General features: G+C 67.2%; 23 protein-coding genes. 14 read left to right on the top strand and 9 right to left on the bottom strand.

The window, feature by feature from the left end:
* Positions 1–10: 10 nt before the first annotated feature.
* Entirely contained in the window at positions 11–694 is a 684-nt protein-coding gene (gene regX, locus OCU_RS46980; protein WP_008261205.1) for a two-component sensory transduction protein RegX, read from the top strand.
* Positions 695–697: 3 nt separating this feature from the next.
* Here the strand turns inward: regX and OCU_RS46975 are convergent, their stop codons facing one another.
* The gene (locus OCU_RS46975; protein ID WP_008261204.1) at positions 698–1,501 is read right to left on the bottom strand and encodes a hypothetical protein; all 804 of its coding nucleotides are present in this window, start codon (positions 1,499–1,501) and stop codon (positions 698–700) included.
* Between the two features lie 119 nt (positions 1,502–1,620).
* Here OCU_RS46975 and OCU_RS46970 point away from each other — a divergent pair, with 119 nt between their 5' ends.
* From OCU_RS46970 to OCU_RS46935, 9 genes are all read left to right on the top strand, one after another.
* Positions 1,621–2,637, top strand: a complete 1,017-nt coding sequence (locus OCU_RS46970) for a Ppx/GppA family phosphatase (protein WP_008261202.1) — start codon at positions 1,621–1,623, stop codon at positions 2,635–2,637.
* Positions 2,634–3,590, top strand: coding sequence for a hypothetical protein (locus tag OCU_RS46965; protein ID WP_014381228.1), 957 nt, complete (start codon positions 2,634–2,636; stop codon positions 3,588–3,590). Before OCU_RS46970 ends, OCU_RS46965 begins: the two co-directional genes overlap by 4 nt.
* A 15-nt stretch (positions 3,591–3,605) precedes the next feature.
* Positions 3,606–4,448, top strand: a complete 843-nt coding sequence (locus OCU_RS46960; RefSeq protein WP_020188428.1) for a sugar phosphate isomerase/epimerase family protein — start codon at positions 3,606–3,608, stop codon at positions 4,446–4,448.
* Positions 4,449–4,473: 25 nt separating this feature from the next.
* Positions 4,474–5,367: a thioesterase family protein gene (locus OCU_RS46955; protein ID WP_014381226.1), complete on the top strand. Its 894-nt coding sequence runs from the start codon at positions 4,474–4,476 to the stop codon at positions 5,365–5,367.
* Between the two features lie 27 nt (positions 5,368–5,394).
* Positions 5,395–6,270, top strand: a complete 876-nt coding sequence (gene proC, locus OCU_RS46950) for a pyrroline-5-carboxylate reductase (protein WP_176476855.1) — start codon at positions 5,395–5,397, stop codon at positions 6,268–6,270.
* A 139-nt stretch (positions 6,271–6,409) separates the two neighbouring features.
* A complete protein-coding gene (locus tag OCU_RS46945) occupies positions 6,410–6,667 on the top strand; it encodes a cell division/environmental response transcriptional regulator (protein WP_026071177.1) in 258 nt (85 codons plus the stop codon).
* Positions 6,668–6,813: 146 nt separating this feature from the next.
* Positions 6,814–6,915, top strand: coding sequence for a 30S ribosomal protein bS22 (locus OCU_RS50740; protein ID WP_003402602.1), 102 nt, complete (start codon positions 6,814–6,816; stop codon positions 6,913–6,915).
* Positions 6,916–7,022: 107 nt separating this feature from the next.
* Entirely contained in the window at positions 7,023–8,150 is a 1,128-nt protein-coding gene (locus OCU_RS46940; protein WP_014381225.1) for an SDR family oxidoreductase, read from the top strand.
* Positions 8,132–9,220 carry a lysophospholipid acyltransferase family protein gene (locus OCU_RS46935; RefSeq protein ID WP_193375126.1) on the top strand — a complete coding sequence of 363 codons (1,089 nt, stop codon included), beginning with the start codon at positions 8,132–8,134 and terminating at the stop codon, positions 9,218–9,220. Before OCU_RS46940 ends, OCU_RS46935 begins: the two co-directional genes overlap by 19 nt.
* A gap of 79 nt (positions 9,221–9,299) precedes the next feature.
* Here the strand turns inward: OCU_RS46935 and OCU_RS46930 are convergent, their stop codons facing one another.
* The 8 genes from OCU_RS46930 to OCU_RS46900 form a co-directional block, all read right to left on the bottom strand.
* Positions 9,300–10,226 carry a cyclopropane mycolic acid synthase family methyltransferase gene (locus tag OCU_RS46930; protein WP_008261174.1) on the bottom strand — a complete coding sequence of 309 codons (927 nt, stop codon included), beginning with the start codon at positions 10,224–10,226 and terminating at the stop codon, positions 9,300–9,302.
* A complete protein-coding gene (locus tag OCU_RS46925; RefSeq protein ID WP_009955042.1) occupies positions 10,227–10,748 on the bottom strand; it encodes an FAS1-like dehydratase domain-containing protein in 522 nt (173 codons plus the stop codon). It lies immediately after the preceding gene.
* A 44-nt stretch (positions 10,749–10,792) separates the two neighbouring features.
* Positions 10,793–11,704, bottom strand: coding sequence for an HAD family hydrolase (locus OCU_RS46920; RefSeq protein ID WP_008261172.1), 912 nt, complete (start codon positions 11,702–11,704; stop codon positions 10,793–10,795).
* A 323-nt stretch (positions 11,705–12,027) separates the two neighbouring features.
* Complete coding sequence (locus OCU_RS50735; RefSeq protein WP_014381224.1) at positions 12,028–12,243, bottom strand: hypothetical protein; 216 nt, start codon at positions 12,241–12,243, stop codon at positions 12,028–12,030.
* Between the two features lie 169 nt (positions 12,244–12,412).
* Positions 12,413–13,201 (bottom strand): hypothetical protein, encoded by a 789-nt coding sequence (locus OCU_RS51190; RefSeq protein ID WP_014381223.1) that lies wholly within the window; start codon positions 13,199–13,201, stop codon positions 12,413–12,415.
* A complete protein-coding gene (locus OCU_RS46910) occupies positions 13,198–15,648 on the bottom strand; it encodes a putative adhesin (RefSeq protein ID WP_014381222.1) in 2,451 nt (816 codons plus the stop codon). Before OCU_RS46910 ends, OCU_RS51190 begins: the two co-directional genes overlap by 4 nt.
* Before the next feature lie 4 nt (positions 15,649–15,652).
* Positions 15,653–15,943 carry a WXG100 family type VII secretion target gene (locus OCU_RS46905; RefSeq protein ID WP_014381221.1) on the bottom strand — a complete coding sequence of 97 codons (291 nt, stop codon included), beginning with the start codon at positions 15,941–15,943 and terminating at the stop codon, positions 15,653–15,655.
* Entirely contained in the window at positions 15,936–16,244 is a 309-nt protein-coding gene (locus OCU_RS46900) for a WXG100 family type VII secretion target (protein ID WP_014381220.1), read from the bottom strand. Before OCU_RS46900 ends, OCU_RS46905 begins: the two co-directional genes overlap by 8 nt.
* Before the next feature lie 59 nt (positions 16,245–16,303).
* Here OCU_RS46900 and OCU_RS46895 point away from each other — a divergent pair, with 59 nt between their 5' ends.
* The 4 genes from OCU_RS46895 to OCU_RS46880 all read left to right on the top strand — a co-directional run bounded on the left by OCU_RS46895 (position 16,304) and on the right by OCU_RS46880 (position 20,708).
* Positions 16,304–16,573 carry a glutaredoxin family protein gene (locus OCU_RS46895; protein ID WP_008261160.1) on the top strand — a complete coding sequence of 90 codons (270 nt, stop codon included), beginning with the start codon at positions 16,304–16,306 and terminating at the stop codon, positions 16,571–16,573.
* A 115-nt stretch (positions 16,574–16,688) separates the two neighbouring features.
* Positions 16,689–18,068, top strand: coding sequence for a glutamyl-tRNA reductase (locus tag OCU_RS46890; protein WP_008261158.1), 1,380 nt, complete (start codon positions 16,689–16,691; stop codon positions 18,066–18,068).
* 13 nt (positions 18,069–18,081) lie between these two features.
* Positions 18,082–19,029: a hydroxymethylbilane synthase gene (hemC, locus tag OCU_RS46885; RefSeq protein ID WP_008261156.1), complete on the top strand. Its 948-nt coding sequence runs from the start codon at positions 18,082–18,084 to the stop codon at positions 19,027–19,029.
* A 23-nt stretch (positions 19,030–19,052) separates the two neighbouring features.
* Positions 19,053–20,708, top strand: a complete 1,656-nt coding sequence (locus OCU_RS46880) for a bifunctional uroporphyrinogen-III C-methyltransferase/uroporphyrinogen-III synthase (RefSeq protein ID WP_014381218.1) — start codon at positions 19,053–19,055, stop codon at positions 20,706–20,708.
* The last annotated feature ends 12 nt before the right edge of the window (positions 20,709–20,720 follow it).

The following is a 20,720-nucleotide window of genomic DNA, read 5'->3' as shown; positions in this document are numbered from 1 at the left end:
AATCGCGCTGATGACCAGTGTGCTGATCGTGGAGGACGAGGAGTCGCTGGCCGATCCGCTGGCGTTCCTGCTCCGCAAGGAGGGCTTTGAGGCCACCGTGGTGACCGACGGGTCGGCGGCGCTCGCCGAGTTTGACCGCGCCGGCGCCGACATCGTCCTACTTGACCTGATGCTGCCCGGAATGTCTGGCACCGACGTCTGCAAGCAATTGCGGGCGCGTTCCAGCGTGCCGGTGATCATGGTGACCGCCCGCGACAGCGAGATCGACAAGGTCGTGGGTCTCGAGCTGGGCGCGGATGACTATGTGACCAAGCCCTATTCGGCGCGCGAGCTGATCGCGCGGATCCGGGCGGTGTTGCGCCGCGGCGGCGAGGACGACTCCGAGATCAGCGATGGCGTGCTCGAGTCGGGCCCGGTGCGGATGGACGTCGAACGCCACGTCGTGTCGGTCAACGGCGACACGATCACCTTGCCGCTCAAGGAATTCGACCTGCTCGAGTACCTGATGCGCAACAGTGGCCGGGTGCTGACCCGCGGGCAGCTGATCGACCGGGTATGGGGCGCGGACTACGTCGGCGACACCAAGACGCTCGACGTCCACGTCAAGCGCCTGCGGTCCAAGATCGAAGCCGACCCGGCCAACCCGGTGCACCTGGTGACGGTGCGGGGCCTGGGCTACAAGCTGGAGGGCTAGCGGCTACTCGGCGATGCGAGTCGCCGGGTGCACCGCGATGAGTCCTAACTTGCTGCGGCGCTTGCACATTGCGGCCAGCTCCGCGTAGGCCTTGCCGCCCAGCAGTTCGGTGAGTTCGTCGGCCAGGCTTTCCCACACCTGCTTGGCGCCGACGTGGGCGGCTGGGTCGCCGGTGCAGTACCAGTGCAGGTCGGCGCCCCCGGAACCCCAGCCGCGGCGGTCGTATTCGGTGACCCAGGTCTTGAGGATCTCGGTGCCGTCGGGCCGGGTCACCCACTCCTGGCTGCGACGGATCGGCAACTGCCAGCAGACATCCGGCTTCATGGTCAGCGGCGGCACACCGAGCTTGAGGGCCTTGCTGTGCAGCGCGCAGCCGACGCCGCCCGCGAAGCCGGGCCGGTTGAGGAAAATGCACGCGTCCTTGTGTTTGCGGGTGCGGTACTGGGGCTGGCCCTCATGCTCGTCGAGCTCCAGATATCCCTTGCGGCCCAAGCCTTTTTCGCGATACTGCCAGTCGGCGGCGGTCAGCTTTTTCACCGCGTCGTCGAGGCGGGCGCGGTCGTCGTCGTCGGACAAGAACGCGCCATGTGAGCAACATCCGTCGTCGGGGCGGCCCTCCACCGTGCCCTGGCAGGCGGGCGTGCCGAAGACACACGTCCACCGCGAGAGCAGCCAGGTCAGGTCGGCGGCGATCAGGTGCTCGGGGTTGTCGGGGTCGTAGAACTCCACCCATTCGCGGGCGAAATCCAGTTCGACCTCGTGGCCCGGCTGTCCGGGTTCTGGGTGCGAATTCGCCACGGAGTCCACGTTAGACCACATTTCGGCGCGGCCGCGCCGCTGACACTCGCGGCCCGTATGGCCGTGATCACGGTGGGTTAACCGGGTCGCGCAAAAGCCTGCCGGCGACGCCCCGTTAGGTTGTCTACGTGCGATTGGGCGTTCTCGACGTGGGCAGCAACACGGTGCATCTCCTGGTGGTCGATGCCCACCGGGGCGGTCATCCGACGCCGATGAGTTCGACGAAGGCCACCCTGCGGCTGGCCGAGGCCACCGACAGCGCCGGCAAGATCACCAAACGTGGTGCCGAGAAGCTGATCTCCACAATCGACGAATTCGCCAAGATCGCCGACAGTTCGGGCTGCGAGGAGCTGATGGCCTTCGCCACCTCGGCGGTCCGTGATGCCGGCAACTCCGACGACGTGCTGAGCCGGGTCCGCAAGGAGACCGGTGTCGAGTTGCGGGTGCTGACCGGAGTCGACGAGTCGCGGCTGACCTTTTTGGCGGTGCGCCGCTGGTACGGGTGGAGCGCGGGGCGGATCATCAACCTCGACATCGGTGGCGGCTCGCTGGAGATGTCCAGCGGCCTGGACGAGGAGCCCGAAGTCGCGATGTCGCTGCCGCTGGGCGCCGGCCGGTTGACCCGCGAGTGGTTGCCCGACGATCCGCCCGGGCGGCGCCGGGTGGCGATGCTGCGGGATTGGCTGGACGCCGAACTCGCCGAGGCCAGCGCGAAGATCCTCGACGCCGGCAGTCCCGACCTGGCGGTGGCGTCGTCGAAGACGTTCCGCTCGCTGGCGCGGCTCACCGGCGCGGCCCCGTCGGGCGCCGGACCGCGGGTCAAGAGGACGCTGACAGCAAACGGCCTCAGGCAACTCATATCTTTCATCTCTAGGATGACGACCGCCGACCGGGCGGAACTGGAAGGAGTGAGCGCCGAGCGCGCCCCGCAGATCGTGGCGGGTGCGCTGGTGGCGGAGGCGAGCATGCGAGCGCTGTCGATCGAAGTGGTGGATATTTGCCCGTGGGCATTACGGGAAGGTCTCATTCTGCGCAAACTCGACAGTGAAGCCGACGGAACCGCCCTCATGGGCCCGTCGGTGCGTAATGCTGGAGGTCAGGTAGTTGATCGGAATCAGCACCGATCGAGAGGCGACAAACCATGACCGGACCGCACTCCGAGACCGAGAGCCCGGGCACTCGGCCGATCTCGGTGGCCGAATTGCTGGCCAGAAACGGAACCATCGGTGCCCCGGCGGTCACCCGGCGGCGCCGCCGTCGCCGCGGTGACAGCGACGCGGTGACCGTCGCCGAGCTCACCGGCGAAATCCCGGTGGTCCGCGACGACGACGACGCCGAACACGGCGCTACCGACACCATCGAGGCCGTCGAACCCGCCGACTCGCCCACCGAGGACGTCGCCGCCGAGCCGGTGACAGAAGACAAGCCCAAGACCCCCTACTGGTCCGAGCCCGAGCCGCGCTGGCCCAAGTCGCCGCCGCAGCCCAAGCGGGTGCCGGGCCCCGAGCGCAGCGCATACCCGCGGCCCTTGGCCAACGGGACCGCCCGGCCCGAGGAGCCCTCCGGCGCCGAGGACATGAGTCCTGATCCGATGGACCATTACGCCGACATCCCCGTCGACGTGATGGATTCCGACGTGCGTGAAGCCGAACCCGCGCTGGAGGACTCCGCCTACGTGCGCTCCTACCTGCGGTCCTCGGGCTCGCTGGACGAGGATCTGGACGAGGACGGGGACGCCGCGCGCGCGGGGTCGCTCGACACCGGACTGCTCGGCCTCGAGGACGAGGACGCTCATGCGGAGGGCGCCGACGCTCACCCGGCGGAGGGCAGGCTCGACGCGCTGTGGCGCGGCGCCGTGGTAGTGCTGCAGTCGATCCTGGCGGTCGCGTTCGGCGGCGGGCTGTTCGTGGCCTTCGACCAACTGTGGCGCTGGAACAGCATCGTGGCGCTGGTGCTCTCGGTGCTGGTCATCCTCGGCCTGGTGGTCGGGGTTCGGGTGGTCCGCAAAACCGAGGACATCGCCAGCACGTTGATCGCGGTCGCGGTGGGTGCGCTGATCACCCTGGGGCCCCTGGCGCTGTCGTTGCAGTCGGGCTAGCGGCGCCCACATCCAGTGCGCCCAGCCATCAAAGTCGGCCTCTCCACGGCTTCGGTGTACCCGTTGCGGGCCGAGGCCGCCTTCGAGTACGCGGCCCGGCTCGGCTACGACGGCGTCGAGCTGATGGTCTGGGCCGAATCGGCGAGCCAGGACGTCGCGGCGGTCAAGAAGCTGTCCAGGCGCTATCGCGTGCCGGTGCTGTCGGTGCACGCGCCGTGCCTGCTGATCTCGCAACGGGTGTGGGGCCCCAACCCGATCCCCAAGCTGGACCGCAGCGTGCGCGTCGCCGAACAGCTGGGCGCGCAGACCGTCGTCGTGCATCCGCCGTTTCGCTGGCAGCGGCGCTACGCCGAGGGGTTCAGCGAACAGGTGGCGAAGCTGGAAGCCTCGAGCGACGTGATGGTCGCGGTGGAGAACATGTTCCCGTTCCGGGCGGACCGGCTCTTCGGGGCCGGCCAGTCGCTGGAACGGATGCGACGGCGCGGGGGCGGCCCCGGCCCGGCGATTTCGGCGTTCGCGCCCTCCTACGACCCGCTCGACGGCAACCACGCGCACTACACGCTGGACCTGTCCCACACCGCGACGGCGGGCACCGACTCGCTGGACATGGCCCAGCGGATGGGTGCCGGCCTGGTCCACCTGCACCTGTGCGACGGTAACGGTCTGCCCGCCGACGAGCACCTGGTGCCCGGGCGCGGCACCCAACCCACCGCCGAGGTGTGCCAGATGCTGGCCGGCGGCCAGTTCGCCGGGCACGTCATCCTGGAGGTGTCGACGTCCAGCGCGCGCTCAGCCAATGAGCGCGAAGCCATGCTCGCCGAGTCGCTGCAGTTCGCCCGCACGCATCTGCTGCGCTGATGATTCAGGAGACCCGCAAAAGTCCATGAACGCGTTATTCACCACCGCAATGTCGTTGCGGGAGGCCGGTTCCGGCGTTTACGAAGGAGAGCTCGACAAGCGCTGGACCATCGGTCCCAAGGTGCACGGCGGCGCGATGCTGGCCCTGTGCGCCAACGCCGCGCGCACCGCCTGCGGCGGACAGCCGGCCGGACCGGACCTGCAACCGGTCGCCGTGTCCGCGAGCTTCCTGTGGGCGCCCGATCCGGGGCCGGTGCAGTTGGTCACGTCGATCCGCAAGCGCGGCCGCCGGATCAGCGTCGTGGACGTCGAGCTCACCCAGGGTGACCGCACCGCGGTGCACGCCGTGGTCAACCTCGGCGAGCCCGAGCATTACCCGGTCGACGATGCGGGCCGTGAAGCGGCCCGAGGAGGAGCCGGGTCATCGAGCAGGCCGGTCGACGGCGCGGTGAAGCCGTTGCTGTCGGCCAACCCGGTGGCCGAACTGATGACGCCCGAACCACCCGACGACATCGAGCCGATCGGCCCCGGGCATCCGCTGGCCGGCCTGGTGCACCTGGGCGAGGGTTGCGACGTGCGGCCGGTGTTGTCGACGATGCAGGTCCGCGACGACGGGCGCCCGCCGGTGATCCAGATGTGGGCACGCCCCCGCGGCGTGGCCCCGGACGCGCTGTTCGCTCTCATGTGCGGCGACCTGTCGGCGCCGGTGACCTTCGCCGTGGACCGCACCGGTTGGGCGCCCACCATCCAGCTCACCGCCTTCCTGCGGGGGTTGCCCGCCGACGGCTGGCTGCGCATCATCGCGACCTGCACCGAGATCGGGCACGACTGGTTCGACGAGGACCACACGGTCGTCGACAGCCTCGGGCGCCTGGTGGTGCAGGCCCGCCAGCTGGCGTTGGTCCCTGCCGCTCGCTAGCCGGCGGTGTCTGCGATGCTGTCCGGCATGGCAAGAATCGCGATCATCGGTGGCGGCAGCATCGGGGAGGCACTGCTGTCGGGTCTGCTGCGCGCGGGCCGGCAGGTCAAGGACCTGGTGGTGGTCGAGCGGGTGCCCGAGCGCGCCAAGTATCTGGCCGACACCTATTCGGTGCTCATCACCTCGGTGGCCGAGGCGGTGGAAAACGCGTCGTTCGTCGTGGTCGCGGTGAAGCCCGCCGACGTGGAGTCGGTGATGTCGGAGGTCGCGCGGGCGGCCGCCGCGGCGGAGAGCGATACCGCCGAGCAGGTCTTCGTCACGGTCGCGGCCGGCGTCACCATCGCCTACTTCGAAGCCAAACTCCCGGCCGGGACGCCGGTGGTGCGGGCAATGCCCAACACCGCGGCGCTGGTCGGCGCGGGCGTCACGGCCCTGGCCAAGGGCAGGTTCGTCACCCCGCCGCAGCTGGAGGGCGTCTCGGCCCTGTTCGACTCCGTCGGCGGGGTGCTGAGCGTCCCCGAGGGCCAAATGGACGCCGTCACCGCGCTGTCGGGCTCGGGTCCCGCGTATTTCTTCCTGATGGTCGAGGCGCTCATCGACGCCGGCGTTGCGGCGGGGCTGAGCCGCGAGGTGGCGGGCGATCTGACCGCGCAGACCATGGCCGGCGCGGCGGCGATGCTGCTGGAACGGATGGACGCCGATCGCCGGCTTTCCGAGGCCGAGGCGCCCGGGATGCGGGTGGACGCCACCGCGACGCAGCTGCGGGCGACCGTGACGTCCCCCGGCGGCACCACCGCGGCGGCCCTGCGTGAGCTGGAACGGGGAGGCCTGCGAGCGGCCGTGGATGCGGCGGTTCAGGCCGCCAAAATGCGCTCTGAGCAGCTAAGAATTACATCAGAGTAATCCAAGATTTTTGAACTGATTGTCCCCCACCAGTACCAGTAACCCCATCAGTCCCGCTATTCTCCTCTTTGTAAGCACGTGTCGGTGCCAGCGGAGGGGAAGCCGCTGGCATGCGCGTGCCTGACACGATTGGGTAGCGATGACGTCTACGAATGGGCCATCAACGCGAGATTCTGCAGGTAAGCCGCGGGACACCGGTTCCGTCGATGGCCAGCAGGGCAGGACGCAATTTCTCACCGTCGCCGAGGTGGCCGCGTTGATGCGGGTCTCCAAGATGACGGTCTACCGGTTGGTGCACAACGGCGAACTACCCGCGGTCCGGGTGGGTCGGTCCTTCCGGGTGCACGCCAAGGCCGTCCACGACATGCTGGAGACGTCCTACTTCGACGCGGGCTGACCCGAACCGGTGGCCGCTCGCGGGCGGCACCTGGCTTCGCGGCTCCGCGGTGATCACGCGACGCGGTTTGGCGTTGGGTGCGTCCGGCTGGGTAAAGTGTCCGGGTCCAATCTTTGAAGCAGGTCTCGGTCTAGATAGCGGAGTTCATGGGTTCAGTAATCAAGAAGCGGCGCAAGCGTATGTCGAAGAAGAAGCACCGCAAGCTGCTGCGTCGCACCCGGGTGCAGCGCAGAAAACTCGGCAAGTAACTCCCGCGGCGGCCTTCCTAAGGCCGCCATAAGGCCACCGTAAAAAGGCCCTAACTGGTCGCTTCGCGCCATAGTGCCGCCGTCTCGCCGACCGCTAGGCTGACCGGGTGGATGGGTCGAATGGGGAGAACACCGGGCCGGACGACACCGCCGGCAACGCGGCGCATTACCCCAAAATCGTGCTGGTCACCGGTGCCTGCCGGTTTCTGGGCGGCTACCTGACGGCTCGGCTAGCGCAGAACCCGATGATCAAAGGGGTCATCGCGGTGGACGCGATCGCCCCCAGCAAGGACATGCTGCGCCGGATGGGGCGCGCCGAGTTCGTCCGCGCCGACATCCGTAACCCCTTCATTGCCAAGGTGATTCGCAACGGCGACGTCGACACGGTGGTGCACGCGGCCGCCGCGTCGTACGCTCCGCGGTCCGGCGGCACCGCGGCGTTGAAAGAAATCAACGTGATGGGCGCGATGCAGCTGTTCGCGGCCTGTCAAAAGGCGCCCTCGGTGCGCCGCGTGGTGCTCAAGTCGACGTCGGAGGTGTACGGCTCGAGCGCCCACGATCCGGTGATGTTCACCGAGGACAGCACCAGCCGTCGTCCGTTCCGCGACGGTTTCGCCAAGGACAGCCTCGACATCGAGGCCTATGCGCGCGGATTGGGGCGGCGCCGGCCCGACATCGCCGTGACGATCTTGCGGCTGGCCAACATGATCGGCCCGGCGATGGACACCACGCTGTCGCGTTATCTCGCCGGGCCTTTGGTGCCGACGATGTTCGGCCGCGACGCCCGGCTGCAGTTGCTGCACGAGCAGGACGCCCTCGGCGCGCTGGAGCGCGCGGCCATGGCCGGCAAGGCGGGAACCTTCAACATCGGCGCCGACGGCATCATCATGCTGTCGCAGGCGATCCGTCGGGCGGGCCGAATCCCTTTGCCCGTACCGGGTTTCGGCGTCTGGGCCCTGGACTCGTTGCGCCGCGCCAATCGCTACAACGAGATCAGTCGCGATCAGTTCGATTATTTGAGTTACGGCCGCGTCATGGACACCAGCCGGATGCGCTCAGAACTCAACTACCAGCCGAAATGGACGACGGCGGAGGCCTTTGACGACTATGTTCGCGGCCGAGGCCTGACTCCCATAATCGACCCACATCGGGTACGCTCCTTGGAGAGTCGCGCCATATCTCTAGCCCAGCGCTGGGGTAGCCGAAATCCAATTCCGTGGGGTGGGGTCAGGTAGGTATCGTGGCGGGTGAAACCAGAGCGAATGTCATTCCACTGCATACGAATCGGGGCCGTGTCGCAGCGCGTCGGAGAGCCGACCAGAGGGCAGACTCGGCCCGCCAGCACCCCTCGTTACTGACCGATCCGCGCGGCCGCGCCTCGGCGGAGCAGATCGCCGCGGTGGTTCGCGAAATCGACGAGCACCGCCGTGCCACGGGGGCATCGCCCGGCGAGGCGCCGCTGAATGAGCTGGCGCAGCGCGTCGCGTCGGTGGCCGCATTCCTCCGCCAGCGGCTGACGGGTGACTACAGCGTCGACGAGTTCGGTTTCGATCCGCACTTCAACAGCGCGATCGTCCGGCCGTTGTTGCGGGTGTTCTTCCGGTCCTGGTTCCGGGTCGAGGTCAGCGGGATCGAGAACCTGCCCGCCGACGGCGCCGCGCTGGTGGTCGCCAATCACGCCGGGGTGCTGCCGTTCGACGGGCTGATGCTGTCGGTGGCCGTGCACGACGAGCACCCCGCGCACCGCGAGCTGCGACTGCTCGCCGCCGACATGGTGTTCGACCTGCCCGTGGTGGGCGAAGCGGCCCGCAAGGCCGGCCACACCATGGCCTGCACGACGGACGCGCACCGGCTGCTCGCCGCCGGCGAGCTCACCGCCGTGTTCCCCGAGGGCTACAAGGGGCTGGGGAAGCGCTTCGAGGACCGCTACCGGCTGCAGCGGTTCGGCCGCGGCGGATTCGTCACCGCCGCGCTGCGGACCAAGGCGCCGATCATCCCCTGCTCAATCATCGGTTCCGAAGAGATCTACCCGATGCTGACCGACGTCAAGTTGCTGGCACGGCTGTTCGGGCTGCCGTACTTCCCGATCACTCCGCTGTTCCCGTTGGCCGGGCCCATGGGCCTGGTGCCGCTGCCGTCGAAATGGCACATCGCCTTCGGTGAGCCGATCTACACCGACGACTACGCGGCCTCCGACGCCGACGACCCGATGGTCACTTTTGAGCTGACCGATCAGGTGCGCGAGACGATCCAGCAGACGCTCTACCGGTTGCTGGCCGGCCGTCGCAACATCTTCTTCGGCTGACTTCGGCTGAACGGCGGCGCGCCCAAAAGGAAACGCCACCACGGAAACCCGTGGCGGCGTTGACCTTTGAAGTAGTCGACTACTTCACCATGGTGAACTGGCAGACGTTGGTGTAGCCGTCGCGGAACAGATCCGAGCAGCCCCTCAGGTACTTCAGGTAGATGTCGTAGGTCTCCTGCCCCTTGAGGGCGATCGCCTCTTCCTTGTGCGCTTCGAGCGCATCGCCCCAGGCGGTCAGGGTCGGCACGTAGTTCTTGCCGATGAAGTGGTGTCGCTCGATCTTGAAACCCGCGTCCGTCGCGTACTTGTCAACCAGGTCGACCTGGGGCAGCTTTCCGCCGGGGTAGATCTCCTTCAGGATGAAGCTGATGAACCGCAGCAGGGTCATGTTGACCTTCAGGCCCATCGCGTTGCCCTCTTCGCGGGTGGGGACCACGATCGAGTGCAGCAGCATGCGGCCGTCGTCGGGCAGCAGGTCGTAGTACTTCTTGAAGAAGGTGGCGTAGCGCTCGTACCCGGCGTCACCGGCGCCGTCGGCGAAGTGCTCGAACGCGCCCAGCGACACGATCCGGTCGATCGGCACGTCGCCTGGGAATTCCTCCCAGCCCTGGATCCGCACCTCTTTACGGCGGGGGCTGTCCATCTTGTCGAACTCGGCCACGCAGTGGGCGTACTGGTTCTCGCTCAGCGTCAACCCGATGACGTTGACGTCGTACTCCGCCACCGCGTGCCGCATCGTCGAGCCCCAGCCGCTGCCGATGTCGAGCAGCGTCATGCCGGGCTCGAGGTTCAGCTTGTCCAGCGCGAGCTTGCGCTTGGCGTACTGCGCCTCTTCCAGCGTCTTGGTCAGATTCTGTGGGTCCGGGTTTTCGTCGAAGTAACCGCAGCTGTAGGTCATCGACGGGTCAAGCCACAGCTTGAAGAACTCGTTCGACTTGTCGTAGTGCGATCGCACCGCCTCGACCGGCGGGTGCAGCTGCGTTCCGGTTTCCCCCTGTAGTGACATTTACAACGCCCCTAACTTTCCTGCGGATATTGATGCGACCGCCGCGGCGGTTGCCTCGGTCTCGGCTTGGCTTGCGGCTTCCCCCAGCATTGTGACAACGCTGGTGACGATCGGCTTTCCATCGGCATCGGTCACTTCGCTGCGGATTTCCGCCAGCACGGTGCCGTGGGACTCGATCACCGAGTCTAGGTAGGTGTCGAAGAAAAGCCTATCGTGAGCCAGGATCGGGCGGTGGAACTTGAACTTCTGGTCACGGTGAATGACCCTGGCGATGTTGATGGGGATGCTGAACTTCGTGAAGATCTCCAACTGAACGCGGCGCCCGGCGATCGCGAGGAACGTCAACGGCGCCACCATGTCGGTATACCCGGCCCTCCGGGATTCATTCTCGTCGAAATGCGCCGGGTGGTCGTCTTTGATCGCCAGGGCGAACTCACGGATCTTTTCGCGCCCGACCTCGAAGTAGTCCGGTGCGCGGTAATGGCTGCCGATGAGTCCTTCGGCTTCTTTGGGGACTGTCATGCCGCTGTGCTCTCCGCTCGAATATGTCTGCGCGGCGCAGCCTATCAGCGTGATTGCCGTCGAGAGGCCACCGCGGCCAGCGCACCGCCGGCCGCGCCCAGCGCCAATGCCGACGGCACCCCGATCCGGGCCGCTTTGCGGGCGGTGCGGAAGTCGCGAATCTCCCATCCGCGCTCCCGTGCCAGCGCGCGCAGGCGGGCGTCGGGATTGATGGCGACCGCGGTCCCCACCAGCGACAGCATGGGCACGTCGTTGTAGCTATCGGAGTAGGCGGTGCAGCGTTTCAGGTTGAGCCCCTCGCGGATTGCCAGCGACCGCACCGCGTGCGCCTTGCCGGTGCCGTGCAGGATGTCGCCGACCAGCCTGCCGGTGAAGACGCCGTCGACCGATTCCGCGACGGTGCCCAGCGCGCCGGTCAGGCCGAGCCGTCGCGCAATGGTCGCGGCGAGCTCGTAGGGCGTGGCGGTGATCAGCCACACCTGCTGGCCGGCGTCCAGATGCATTTGAGTCAGCTCGCGAGTGCCGGGCCAGATCTTGTCGGCGATGATCTCGTCGTAGATCTCCTCGCCCAGGGCCACCAGCTGCTCGACCGACCGGCCCTCGATGAAGGCGAGCGCCTTGCGCCGGCCAGCGGCGACGTCGTTGCTGTTTTCCTTGCCGAGGACCTGAAACTTGGCCTGGGCGTAGATGAATCCGATCACATCGCGATAGGTGAAGTAGTTGCGCGTGGCCAGCCCACGACCGAAATGCACCGCCGAGGAGCCCTGCACCAAGGTGTTGTCGACGTCGAAGAAGGCGGCGGCGGTGAGGTCGACCGGGGGTTGCGGACGGTCCGGGGCGGCGGCGGCTTCCTCCTGCATGCCCTCGATCGCGCGGGCCGCGCTGGCGTCCGCGCCCAGCGACTCCAAGTCAACGTAACCGGTGTGGTCTGCGTTGACCGGGTCAGAGGAAGTCATCGCCCAACCTCCTAGATCGCTGTGGTGCCTGGTGACCCGGCGGGTGCCCGATATCCAACCCTATCGGGCAGTTGGCGTGGGGGCGGGTATGGCTGCCGGGCTGATGCCCCGGGCTGCCGAGCTGCCGGGCTGCCGGGCTGCCGAGCTGATGCCCCGGCTGCCGAGCTGCCGGGCTGCCGGGCTGATGGCTCGGGCCGCCGAGTGTGACGCTGGCGTCACGTTCGACGCCGAGTGTGACTGCAGCGTCACACTCGTGGCTGGGCAGGCCGGGTTGGTCGGGGCGCGACAAGACTTGTCCGTGGGCGTCAGTGCAGGAAACGGCCCTAAGCTTCCTTGTTGGGATCCCACTCGGTACCGGATGTGTCATCCCAAAATTTCGGCGAGACGTCTGTTTTGCGGTCTTCTGGCGCAACAGTGTCGACTCTGGCCTGAAATTCGTCGAAGGCCTTTCTTGCGCGCGCTAATTCTTCTTCTGTTGGCGCGCTGACACCGGCTTCTTCTGGCGTCGAAAAAGTCTTACCGGCAATCTTTTTGCTCATTGAGGACTCCCATCATGACAAGAAGGTGTGAGCCAACAGTAGTCAGCGCTCCATCATTTCGATAATCGTCCTAGTTGCCCGAACAGCTGGCACCAGGGTTGAGAGTAGAGGAAGCCGAGGGCACCGCGGGCGACCGAATGTTATGTGGATGTGTCTGCTGCAAAGACGTTTATGAATCGTCTGTTCCGCTGGCGGTCAGTGATTCACGATCGAAGATCACCCAGTCATCGGCGTTGTTGACGATCTGGACCCCGTCGAGCTCGGTGGTGGTTCTCAGCATATCCTTGAGCGCCTCCCACTTCATGCCCCCGTATCTGATCCCTGGGCGTGTTCGCGTCGTATACGCGCGTATTACCCGTGGCATGTGCTGAACGGCAAACGTTTTCATAATCGGTTGGCCGTCTTCGCTTTGCTCTTTCGCTAGCTCAATGAATATCTCGCGTCCTCGAAGCACAGATCCGATCGATGGCGAGAGTTTTTCCGGCGGCGTGTGAAGAGCGCGTGTTATCAGGTTTTCGACCACATTCTCGTTATCCGGCGGAAGGTCAGAGAGTTTATTCACGTGAGTTTCTCTAGATCGCAGAACATCGAGGACTTCGGTTATTTGTTGTTTGTTAATCCCCACCCATTGCGACGTACGATTGCAGACGATCACCCAGTCTAGGTCCGGCATGTCGAGCGCTGCGGCAAGCGCGTCTTCGAATGCACCTCCGGCGAAGGTGTTGGGCAGATCTGGGTGGTCTTCCGATGTATACAGCATCATGGCATTTGTGCCGTCGGGCAATCGGAGCAATGGGGTGGCGTTCAGCCGCTTCCCCTCATGTTCAACTGTCGTTCGAGGGAAAAATAATTCGACACCACGAAGTGCCAAAAAAAGACGTCGATCTGCCTCCGGCGACTTTTGTTGGGCAGCGAAATCAATCAGTTCATCGATTCCAGCGTTGTGTGGTGCCGTCAATGTTTATACCTTTCGTACGGCGTGAACTTGTCATTGAATTTATCATATATGCCATGTACGTGATACACCTTGCCAGTCGGCGAAGTTGGGTCAAATGTGCATACAGCCAAATCGACGGGGCCCATGTTTTCGTGGATAAGCTGACTGATGAGGGTAGGACTCGTCACGGTCTGTGGTGATCCCAGAATGCTTAACCCATCCGGCGGATGTATTGTATAGTTTGGTATAAGCTCGCCTGTTTTAAACGTCTTGGAATAAACGCCGGAGGTGTCTCCGCCGGTCTCGATGAGATTGCCCAGTGAGTCAGTGATGGTCGAGCCGTGTTCGGCAAAAGTCGTAATACTTGAGCCTTTCGGCACAGTAAAGAAGCCGCTGTCGGGATCGTAACTTCCATGCCCGCTTATCGTGTGCCTCTCGCCTTGCGGCATCTCGTCTTGCGGAATCCCGTGACCGGGGACTTCCTCCGGTTGATGCTGTCCTTGGTCAGGTGGCTGGTCCCCGTTAAAAGGAGGCTCCTTTGGGGTTTCGTTCGGGCCGGAGTCCGACGGACGCGCCCCGTTACTGGGAAGGTCAGCCCCGTTCCCATCGCCGTGCGGGTGTGAACCGCCGCCATGCGGCTCGGGCGGATGGGCAGGAGGTTCTCCGCCATAAGGCACCTCGCCGAGGCCGGGAGGCGCTTCGGGGAGGCCGCCCGCCGGGACAGAGGGAAGCGACGGCGGCTCCGGCATCGATGGCATCGAAGGAGCCGAGGCCGCCGGCATCGAAGCAGCGGGCGCCGAAGCGGCGGGCGTGACCGCTGCCGGCTCCGCAGGTGGGACCCGCGTAGGCGCAGGCTCGTGCGGCGGCGGGTGGGGTGGTGGTGTGCCTTCTGCGGGGGCCGATACCGGTGGCTTGCCGCCCGATTCTGGTGGGACCGCAATTGGTTTCGGCTCGCCGCTGTGCGGTGTCCCGCCAACCGGCGGCTTGGATTCGGTGGGGCTGTGCGGCAGGGGACCGTCGGCGGGGCCCGGTGCCGGTTTGCCCGAAGGAGCCGGCGCGGGACGACCCGGCTCCGGCGGCTTGACCTCCGGCGCCTTGACCTCCGGCGGCTTGATCGACGGAGGCTGAGGAATCTCAGGCGGCTTCTTCAAACCCTTCAGCACATCGGCCGCCCGGCTTCCCGCTTTGCCCACCTTGGAGAGTGGTCCGCCAGGCAAGGCCAAGGTCAATCCATCAAAAAGGGTCTTGCCGAGCGCTTCGGCCGGGTTGGACCCCCACTCGTCCCAGTGGGTGACGTCCTTACCGAGCGACTTCCACGAGTCGGCGACGCCGGGCCCTCCGTCAGGGCCCAAGCCGACGAGCGGCGCGGCCCCGGAGACCATGCCGTACACGTCTTTGGCGTAGCCGATCGGATCGGTCTGGAGCCGATTCGGGCTGAACTTCGCGAGCTGCTCAAGAAAGCCGTAGCCTTCGACGCCGAAACCTTTGACGGTCTGGCCCACCTGATTCAGTGCCCTGCCGACTGGCGTTCCGTGTAAAAAGTGGTCCCACTCCTTACCCGCCCAGTGGGCCATATCTTCTGCCGCGGTGGCCGCCGCCGACATGGTGGCCTCGATCTGGCCGCCCAGCGTTTCGGCTTCCCGGGAAAAGCTGTCGACCACCGTTTTGATGTCGTCGGCGATCCTTTTGATCTCGTCTTCGTCTTCGTCGGTCAGGAGGTCCCACACTTCTTTGATCCCGGTCATCGGGTCGCAGATGCGGGACAACAAATCGAGGATCGCCGCGTGGACCTTGTCGATCTGGGCCGCGTAACTGTTGAGTTGCGCGGCAATCGTTTGGCATTGCTGCGCAACGCTGGCCGTGGCTCCCGACGCATCGGCCAACGCTTTGTTGATGGCCGCGGCCTCGGGAATCTGCTGCGCGGCAATGGCGGCCATGCTCCCGCCGCCGGCCGCGATCTCGGTCGTCATGAAGTTGACGCCCGCCGTCGTCCACGCCGCCGCGGCGGCACGCAACTTCGCCGAATCGCCAGTGGGCCAGATCATTCCGATATACGGCGCAACCCAGCTCCAGCCCGCCGGGGCAGCGCTGCCGGCGCCCACCGCCGACGGCGGATGCGACGGCGCGGCCAATGGCGCGGTCACTGGCGGCGTCGGCAAGCCTTCGGCGCGGCCCGTCACATACGACATCGCCTCGGCGTGCGCATAGTTGTGTGCCGACATCCGCACGCCGTCGCCGATGCTGCAGAGTCCGTTGCGGGTACTGGTCATCGCCTCGATGACCTTGGCCGCTGCGCCGTTGTACGTGCGGCCCAGCGCCGCACCGACGGGATCGTCACCGGCCATGCCCGCGCTGCCCGCGAGCGCCGTGGTCAGGGCCGAGATCACCGATCCCAGCGACTCGCCGGTGGACAGTACCGTGGCGCCGGCGCGATCTAGGGCAGTCGGGTCACACGCCAGCGGCGCCATGTATTCACGACCACATACCGAGATTCGTCGACATCGCGCCGGTGTAGTTGCCGTGCGCTGTCGTGGCCACCTTCTCCAGTTGCCCCAGCGCCTCGCGCATCATCGCCTCGCCGCGCACCCCGTGCTGATGCGCCTCGGCGTGGGCCGCCGCGGCCTCACCCGTCCACGTCCCATGCAAACGCGTTACGCGAGAATCGATTTCGGCAATCATGTCTTCGGCGTAGCGCTGAAACGCCGCCATCCGCTGCACCGCGTCGGCCAACGCCTGCGGATCAACCCGAAACGCCTCAGGCATCGCGCACTGCCCGCTCGGCCTGGGCGGACGCTGCCTCGTTGCTGTGATACGCGCCGCCGGCCTCGCCGACCAGATGCGCCAGGATCGACAACCCGAGCTCGACCTCCCGGGCGCCCTTGTGCCACAGCTCCCATGCCGAGGCATAGGCACCCCCGGCCGCCCCCTGCCAACCACCCAGCATCTGACCCACCTGATCGTCGAGCTGGGACAGCTGAGCCGAAAGATGCTCGGCCGCACCGCTCAGCGAGACGGCGGCGCCCTGCATCACCACCGGATCGACCCGCACCGTGTTGTCGGCCATAGCCGGAACATAACTCCTGGTAGACGCCCCCACAAGTCGCTGATGACACACTGATTCCCATGACCCGAGCGACCGGCCGCCCGCATGTGGAGTTGTTGACCCGCGACGGGTGCACCATCTGCGAGCGCATCCACGCCCGGCTGGTCGTTTTGGCCGGTGAGCTGGGCTTCGATTTGTCGACGACCGACGTCGACGCCGCGGCCGCGGACGGCAACCCCGCGCTGCGCGCCGAGTTCGGCGACCGGCTGCCGGTGGTCCTGCTCGACGGGCGCGAACACAGCTACTGGGAGCTCGACGAGCCCCGGCTGCGCGCGGATCTCGCCCGCTGACGAGGCGGCCGGGTGGCCGTGGGGCAATTATTTGGTAGCCCAGCTGATAAACGTTTACCGTGGACAGCAGTTCAGTTACTGGAGGATGCAAGGGAGCTGGCCAGGTGATGCTGCCGTGAGCGTCTTGCTCTTCGGGGTTTCGCACCGCAGTGCGCCGGTCTCCGTCCTGGAACAACTCAGCATCGACGAGTCCGATCAAGGCAAGATCGTCGACCGGGTGCTGCAGTCGCCGCTGGTGACCGAGGCGATGGTGCTGTCGACATGCAACCGGGTCGAGGTCTACGCGGTGGTGGACGCGTTCCACGGCGGGCTCGCGGTGATCGGACAGGTGCTCTCGGAGCATTCCGGGATGTCGATGACCGACCTCACCAAATATGCCTACGTCCGGTACAGCGAGGCCGCCGTCGAGCATCTGTTCGCGGTAGCCAGCGGCCTGGATTCGGCGGTGATCGGAGAGCAGCAGGTGCTCGGTCAGGTGCGCCGCGCGTACGCCACCGCCGAGACCAATCGCACCGTCGGCCGCGTCCTGCACGAGCTGGCCCAACGCGCGCTCTCGGTCGGCAAGCGGGTGCATTCCGAGACCGCCATCGACGCCGCCGGCGCCTCCGTGGTGTCGGTTGCCCTGAACATGGCCGAACGCCGGCTGGGCGGGCTGTCGGGCCGGACCGCCGTGCTGGTCGGCGCCGGGGCGATGGGCGCCCTGGCCGCGGCGCATCTGTCTCGCGCCGGCATCGCCCAGGTTCACGTGCTCAACCGGTCGCTGTCCCGGGCGCAGCGCCTGGTCCGCAAGATCCGCGAAACCGGTGTGCGGGCCGACGCGCTGCCATTGGAGCAGCTGACCGACGTCCTGGCGGGTGCCGACGTGGTGGTGAGCTGCACCGGGGCGGTGAGCCCGGTGGTCTCGCTGGCCGACGTGCACCACGCGCTCGCGGCCGCGAACCGCTCGATCGTCGATGAGACCACCGACCCCTTGGTGATCTGCGACCTGGGCATGCCGCGCGACGTGGACCCGGCGGTGGCCGGCCTGCCCGGCGTGTGGGTCGTCGACGTGGACCGCGTGCAGCACGAGCCCTCGGCCCACGCCGCGGCCGCCGACGTCGACGCGGCCCGCACCATCGTGGCCACCGAAGTTGCCGCCTACCTGGCCGGCCAGCGGATGGCCGAGGTCACCCCGACGGTGACGGCGCTGCGCCAGCGCGCCGCCGATGTGGTCGAAGCCGAGCTGCTGCGCCTGGACAACCGGCTCCCCGGGCTCGCCAGCGCGCAGCGCGAAGAGGTCGCCCGCACCGTGCGGCGGGTAGTGGACAAGCTGCTGCACGCCCCTACTGTGCGCATCAAGCAGCTCGCCAGCGCCCCCGGCGGCGACAGCTACGCCGAGGCGTTGCGCGAGCTTTTCGAACTCGACCAGACCGCCGTCGACGCCGTGGCCGCGGGCGAATTGCCAGTCATAGCAAACGGTTTCGACGCGGGCACCCCGCAGCAACCTGCCGAGTAGCCGATTGGCGAACGTGATCCGGATAGGCACGCGGGGCAGCCTGCTGGCCACCACCCAGGCCGGCGTCGTCAGAGACGCCCTCATCGCGCTGGGTCACCCGGCGGAGCTGGTGACCATCACCACGGCCGGGGACCGGTCGTCGGGACCCATCGAATCCTTGGGGGTGGGTGTCTTCACCACCGCGCTGCGCGAGGCCATGGAAGAGGGCCGCGTGGACGCCGCGGTGCACTCCCACAAGGACCTGCCGACGGCCGACGACCCGAGGTTTGCTGTGGCCGCCATACCCGTGCGCAACGACCCGCGTGACGCGGTGGTAGCCCGGGACGGACTGGTGCTGGGGGAGTTGCCACCGGGTTCGCTGGTGGGTACCTCCTCGCCGCGGCGGGCCGCGCAGCTTAGAGCATTGGGTCTCGGTTTGGAAATCCGCCCCCTACGAGGCAACCTAGATACCAGGTTGAACAGGGTAAGCAGTGGTGATCTTGACGCGATCGTGGTGGCCCGGGCGGGCCTGGCCCGACTCGGTCGCCTCGATGACGTCACCGAGACGCTAGAGCCGGTGCAGATGTTGCCAGCACCGGCTCAGGGCGCGCTCGCCGTCGAATGCCGTGCCGGTGACACCCGGTTGGCGGCGGTGCTGGCGGAGCTGGACGACGCGGACACGCGCGCGTCGGTCACCGCGGAGCGAACTCTGTTGGCCGAACTGGAGGCCGGCTGCTCCGCACCGGTGGGCGCGATCGCTGAAGTGGTCGAGTCCATCGATGAGGAAGGCCGGATCTTTGAAGAGCTGTCGCTGCGTGGCTGCGTGGCGGCGCTGGACGGGTCCGACGTGATCCGCGCGTCCGGCATCGGCACTCCCGGTCGAGCACGAGAGCTTGGGCTTTCGGTTGCCGCGGAGCTGTTCGAACTTGGCGCCCGGGAGCTGATGCGCGGAGCGCGGCAAGACCCGACGCGAGGAAATTAAGTGCGAGTTACGTGGGAGCGACAATGACGACGCGAGGGCGTAAGCCGACACCCGGCCGCATCACGTACGTGGGCTCCGGCCCCGGTGACCCGGGACTGTTGACGACCCGGGCCGCGACGGTGCTGACGAACGCCGCTCTGGTGTTCACCGACCCTGACGTGCCCGAGCCGGTGCTGGCGCTGATCGGCAAAGACCTGCCGCCGGTTTCCGGCCCGGCCCCGGCCGACCCGGCCGCCTCCAGCGGCGAGGGCGCCGACCAGGGCCAGACGCAGCCCGCGGTGATCTCCGGTGGCCCCGACATCCGCCCGGCGCTGGGTGACCCCGCCGAGGTGGCCAAGACCCTGACCCACGAGGCGCGGACGGGCGTCGACGTGGTCCGCCTGGTGGCCGGTGACCCGCTGACGGTCGACGCCGTCATCACCGAGGTCAACGCCATCGCGCGGAGCCACCTGCACATCGAGATCGTGCCGGGGCTGGCGCCCACCAACGCCGTCCCGACGTACGCGGGGTTGCCGCTGGGCTCCTCGCACACGGTGGCCGACGTGCGCGGCGACGTGGACTGGGAGGCGTTGGCCGCGGCGCCGGGACCGCTGATCCTGCAGGCCACGTCGTCGCATCTGGCCGACGCGGCGCGCACCCTGATCGAACACGAGCTCGCCGAGAACACGCCGTGCGTGGTGACCGCGCAGGGCACCACCTGCCAGCAGCGTTCCATCGAGACGACGCTGCACGGCCTGACCGACTCGGCCGTGCTGGGCGGCACCGACCCGGCGGGCCCCCTGACGGGTCCGCTGGTGGTGACCATCGGCAAGACGGTGTCGAGCCGGGCGAAGCTGAACTGGTGGGAGAGCCGCGCCCTGTACGGCTGGACCGTGCTGGTGCCCCGCACCAAGGACCAGGCCGGCGAAATGAGCGAGCGGCTGACGTCCTACGGCGCGCTGCCGATCGAGGTGCCGACCATCGCCGTCGAGCCGCCACGCAGCCCCGCGCAGATGGAACGGGCCGTCAAGGGATTGGTCGACGGCCGCTTCCAGTGGGTGGTGTTCACCTCCACCAACGCGGTGCGTGCGGTGTGGGAGAAGTTCGGCGAGTTCGGGCTGGACGCGCGCGCGTTCTCCGGGGTGAAGATCGCCTGCGTGGGCGAGTCGACCGCCGACCGGGTCCGGGCGTTCGGGATCAGCCCCGAGCTGGTGCCGGCCGGTGAGCAGTCCTCGCTGGGTCTGCTCGACGACTTCCCGCCCTACGACAGCGTTTTCGATCCGGTAAACCGGGTCTTGCTGCCGCGGGCCGACATCGCCACCGAGACGCTGGCCGAGGGCCTGCGCGAACGTGGTTGGGAGATCGAGGATGTCACCGCCTACCGGACGGTGCGGGCCGCGCCGCCGCCGGCGGAGACGCGGGAGATGATCAAGACCGGCGGGTTCGACGCGGTGTGCTTCACGTCCAGCTCGACGGTGCGCAACCTGGTCGGTATCGCCGGCAAGCCGCACGCGCGGACGATCATCGCCTGCATCGGCCCCAAGACCGCCGAGACCGCCGCCGAGTTCGGTCTGCGGGTCGATGTCCAGCCCGAGACCGCCGCGGTTGGTCCGCTGGTCGACGCTTTGGCCGAACACGCCGCGCGGTTGCGCGCCGAGGGCGCGCTGCCACCGCCGCGCAAAAAGAGCCGCAGGCGCTAGTGGCGATCGCCA

The organism is Mycobacterium intracellulare ATCC 13950 (genome assembly GCF_000277125.1).
Classification (GTDB): Bacteria; Actinomycetota; Actinomycetes; order Mycobacteriales; family Mycobacteriaceae; genus Mycobacterium; species Mycobacterium intracellulare.
The sequence above is the reverse complement of the archived record's forward strand: the minus strand, read 5'-3'. Positions and strand labels throughout refer to the sequence as shown.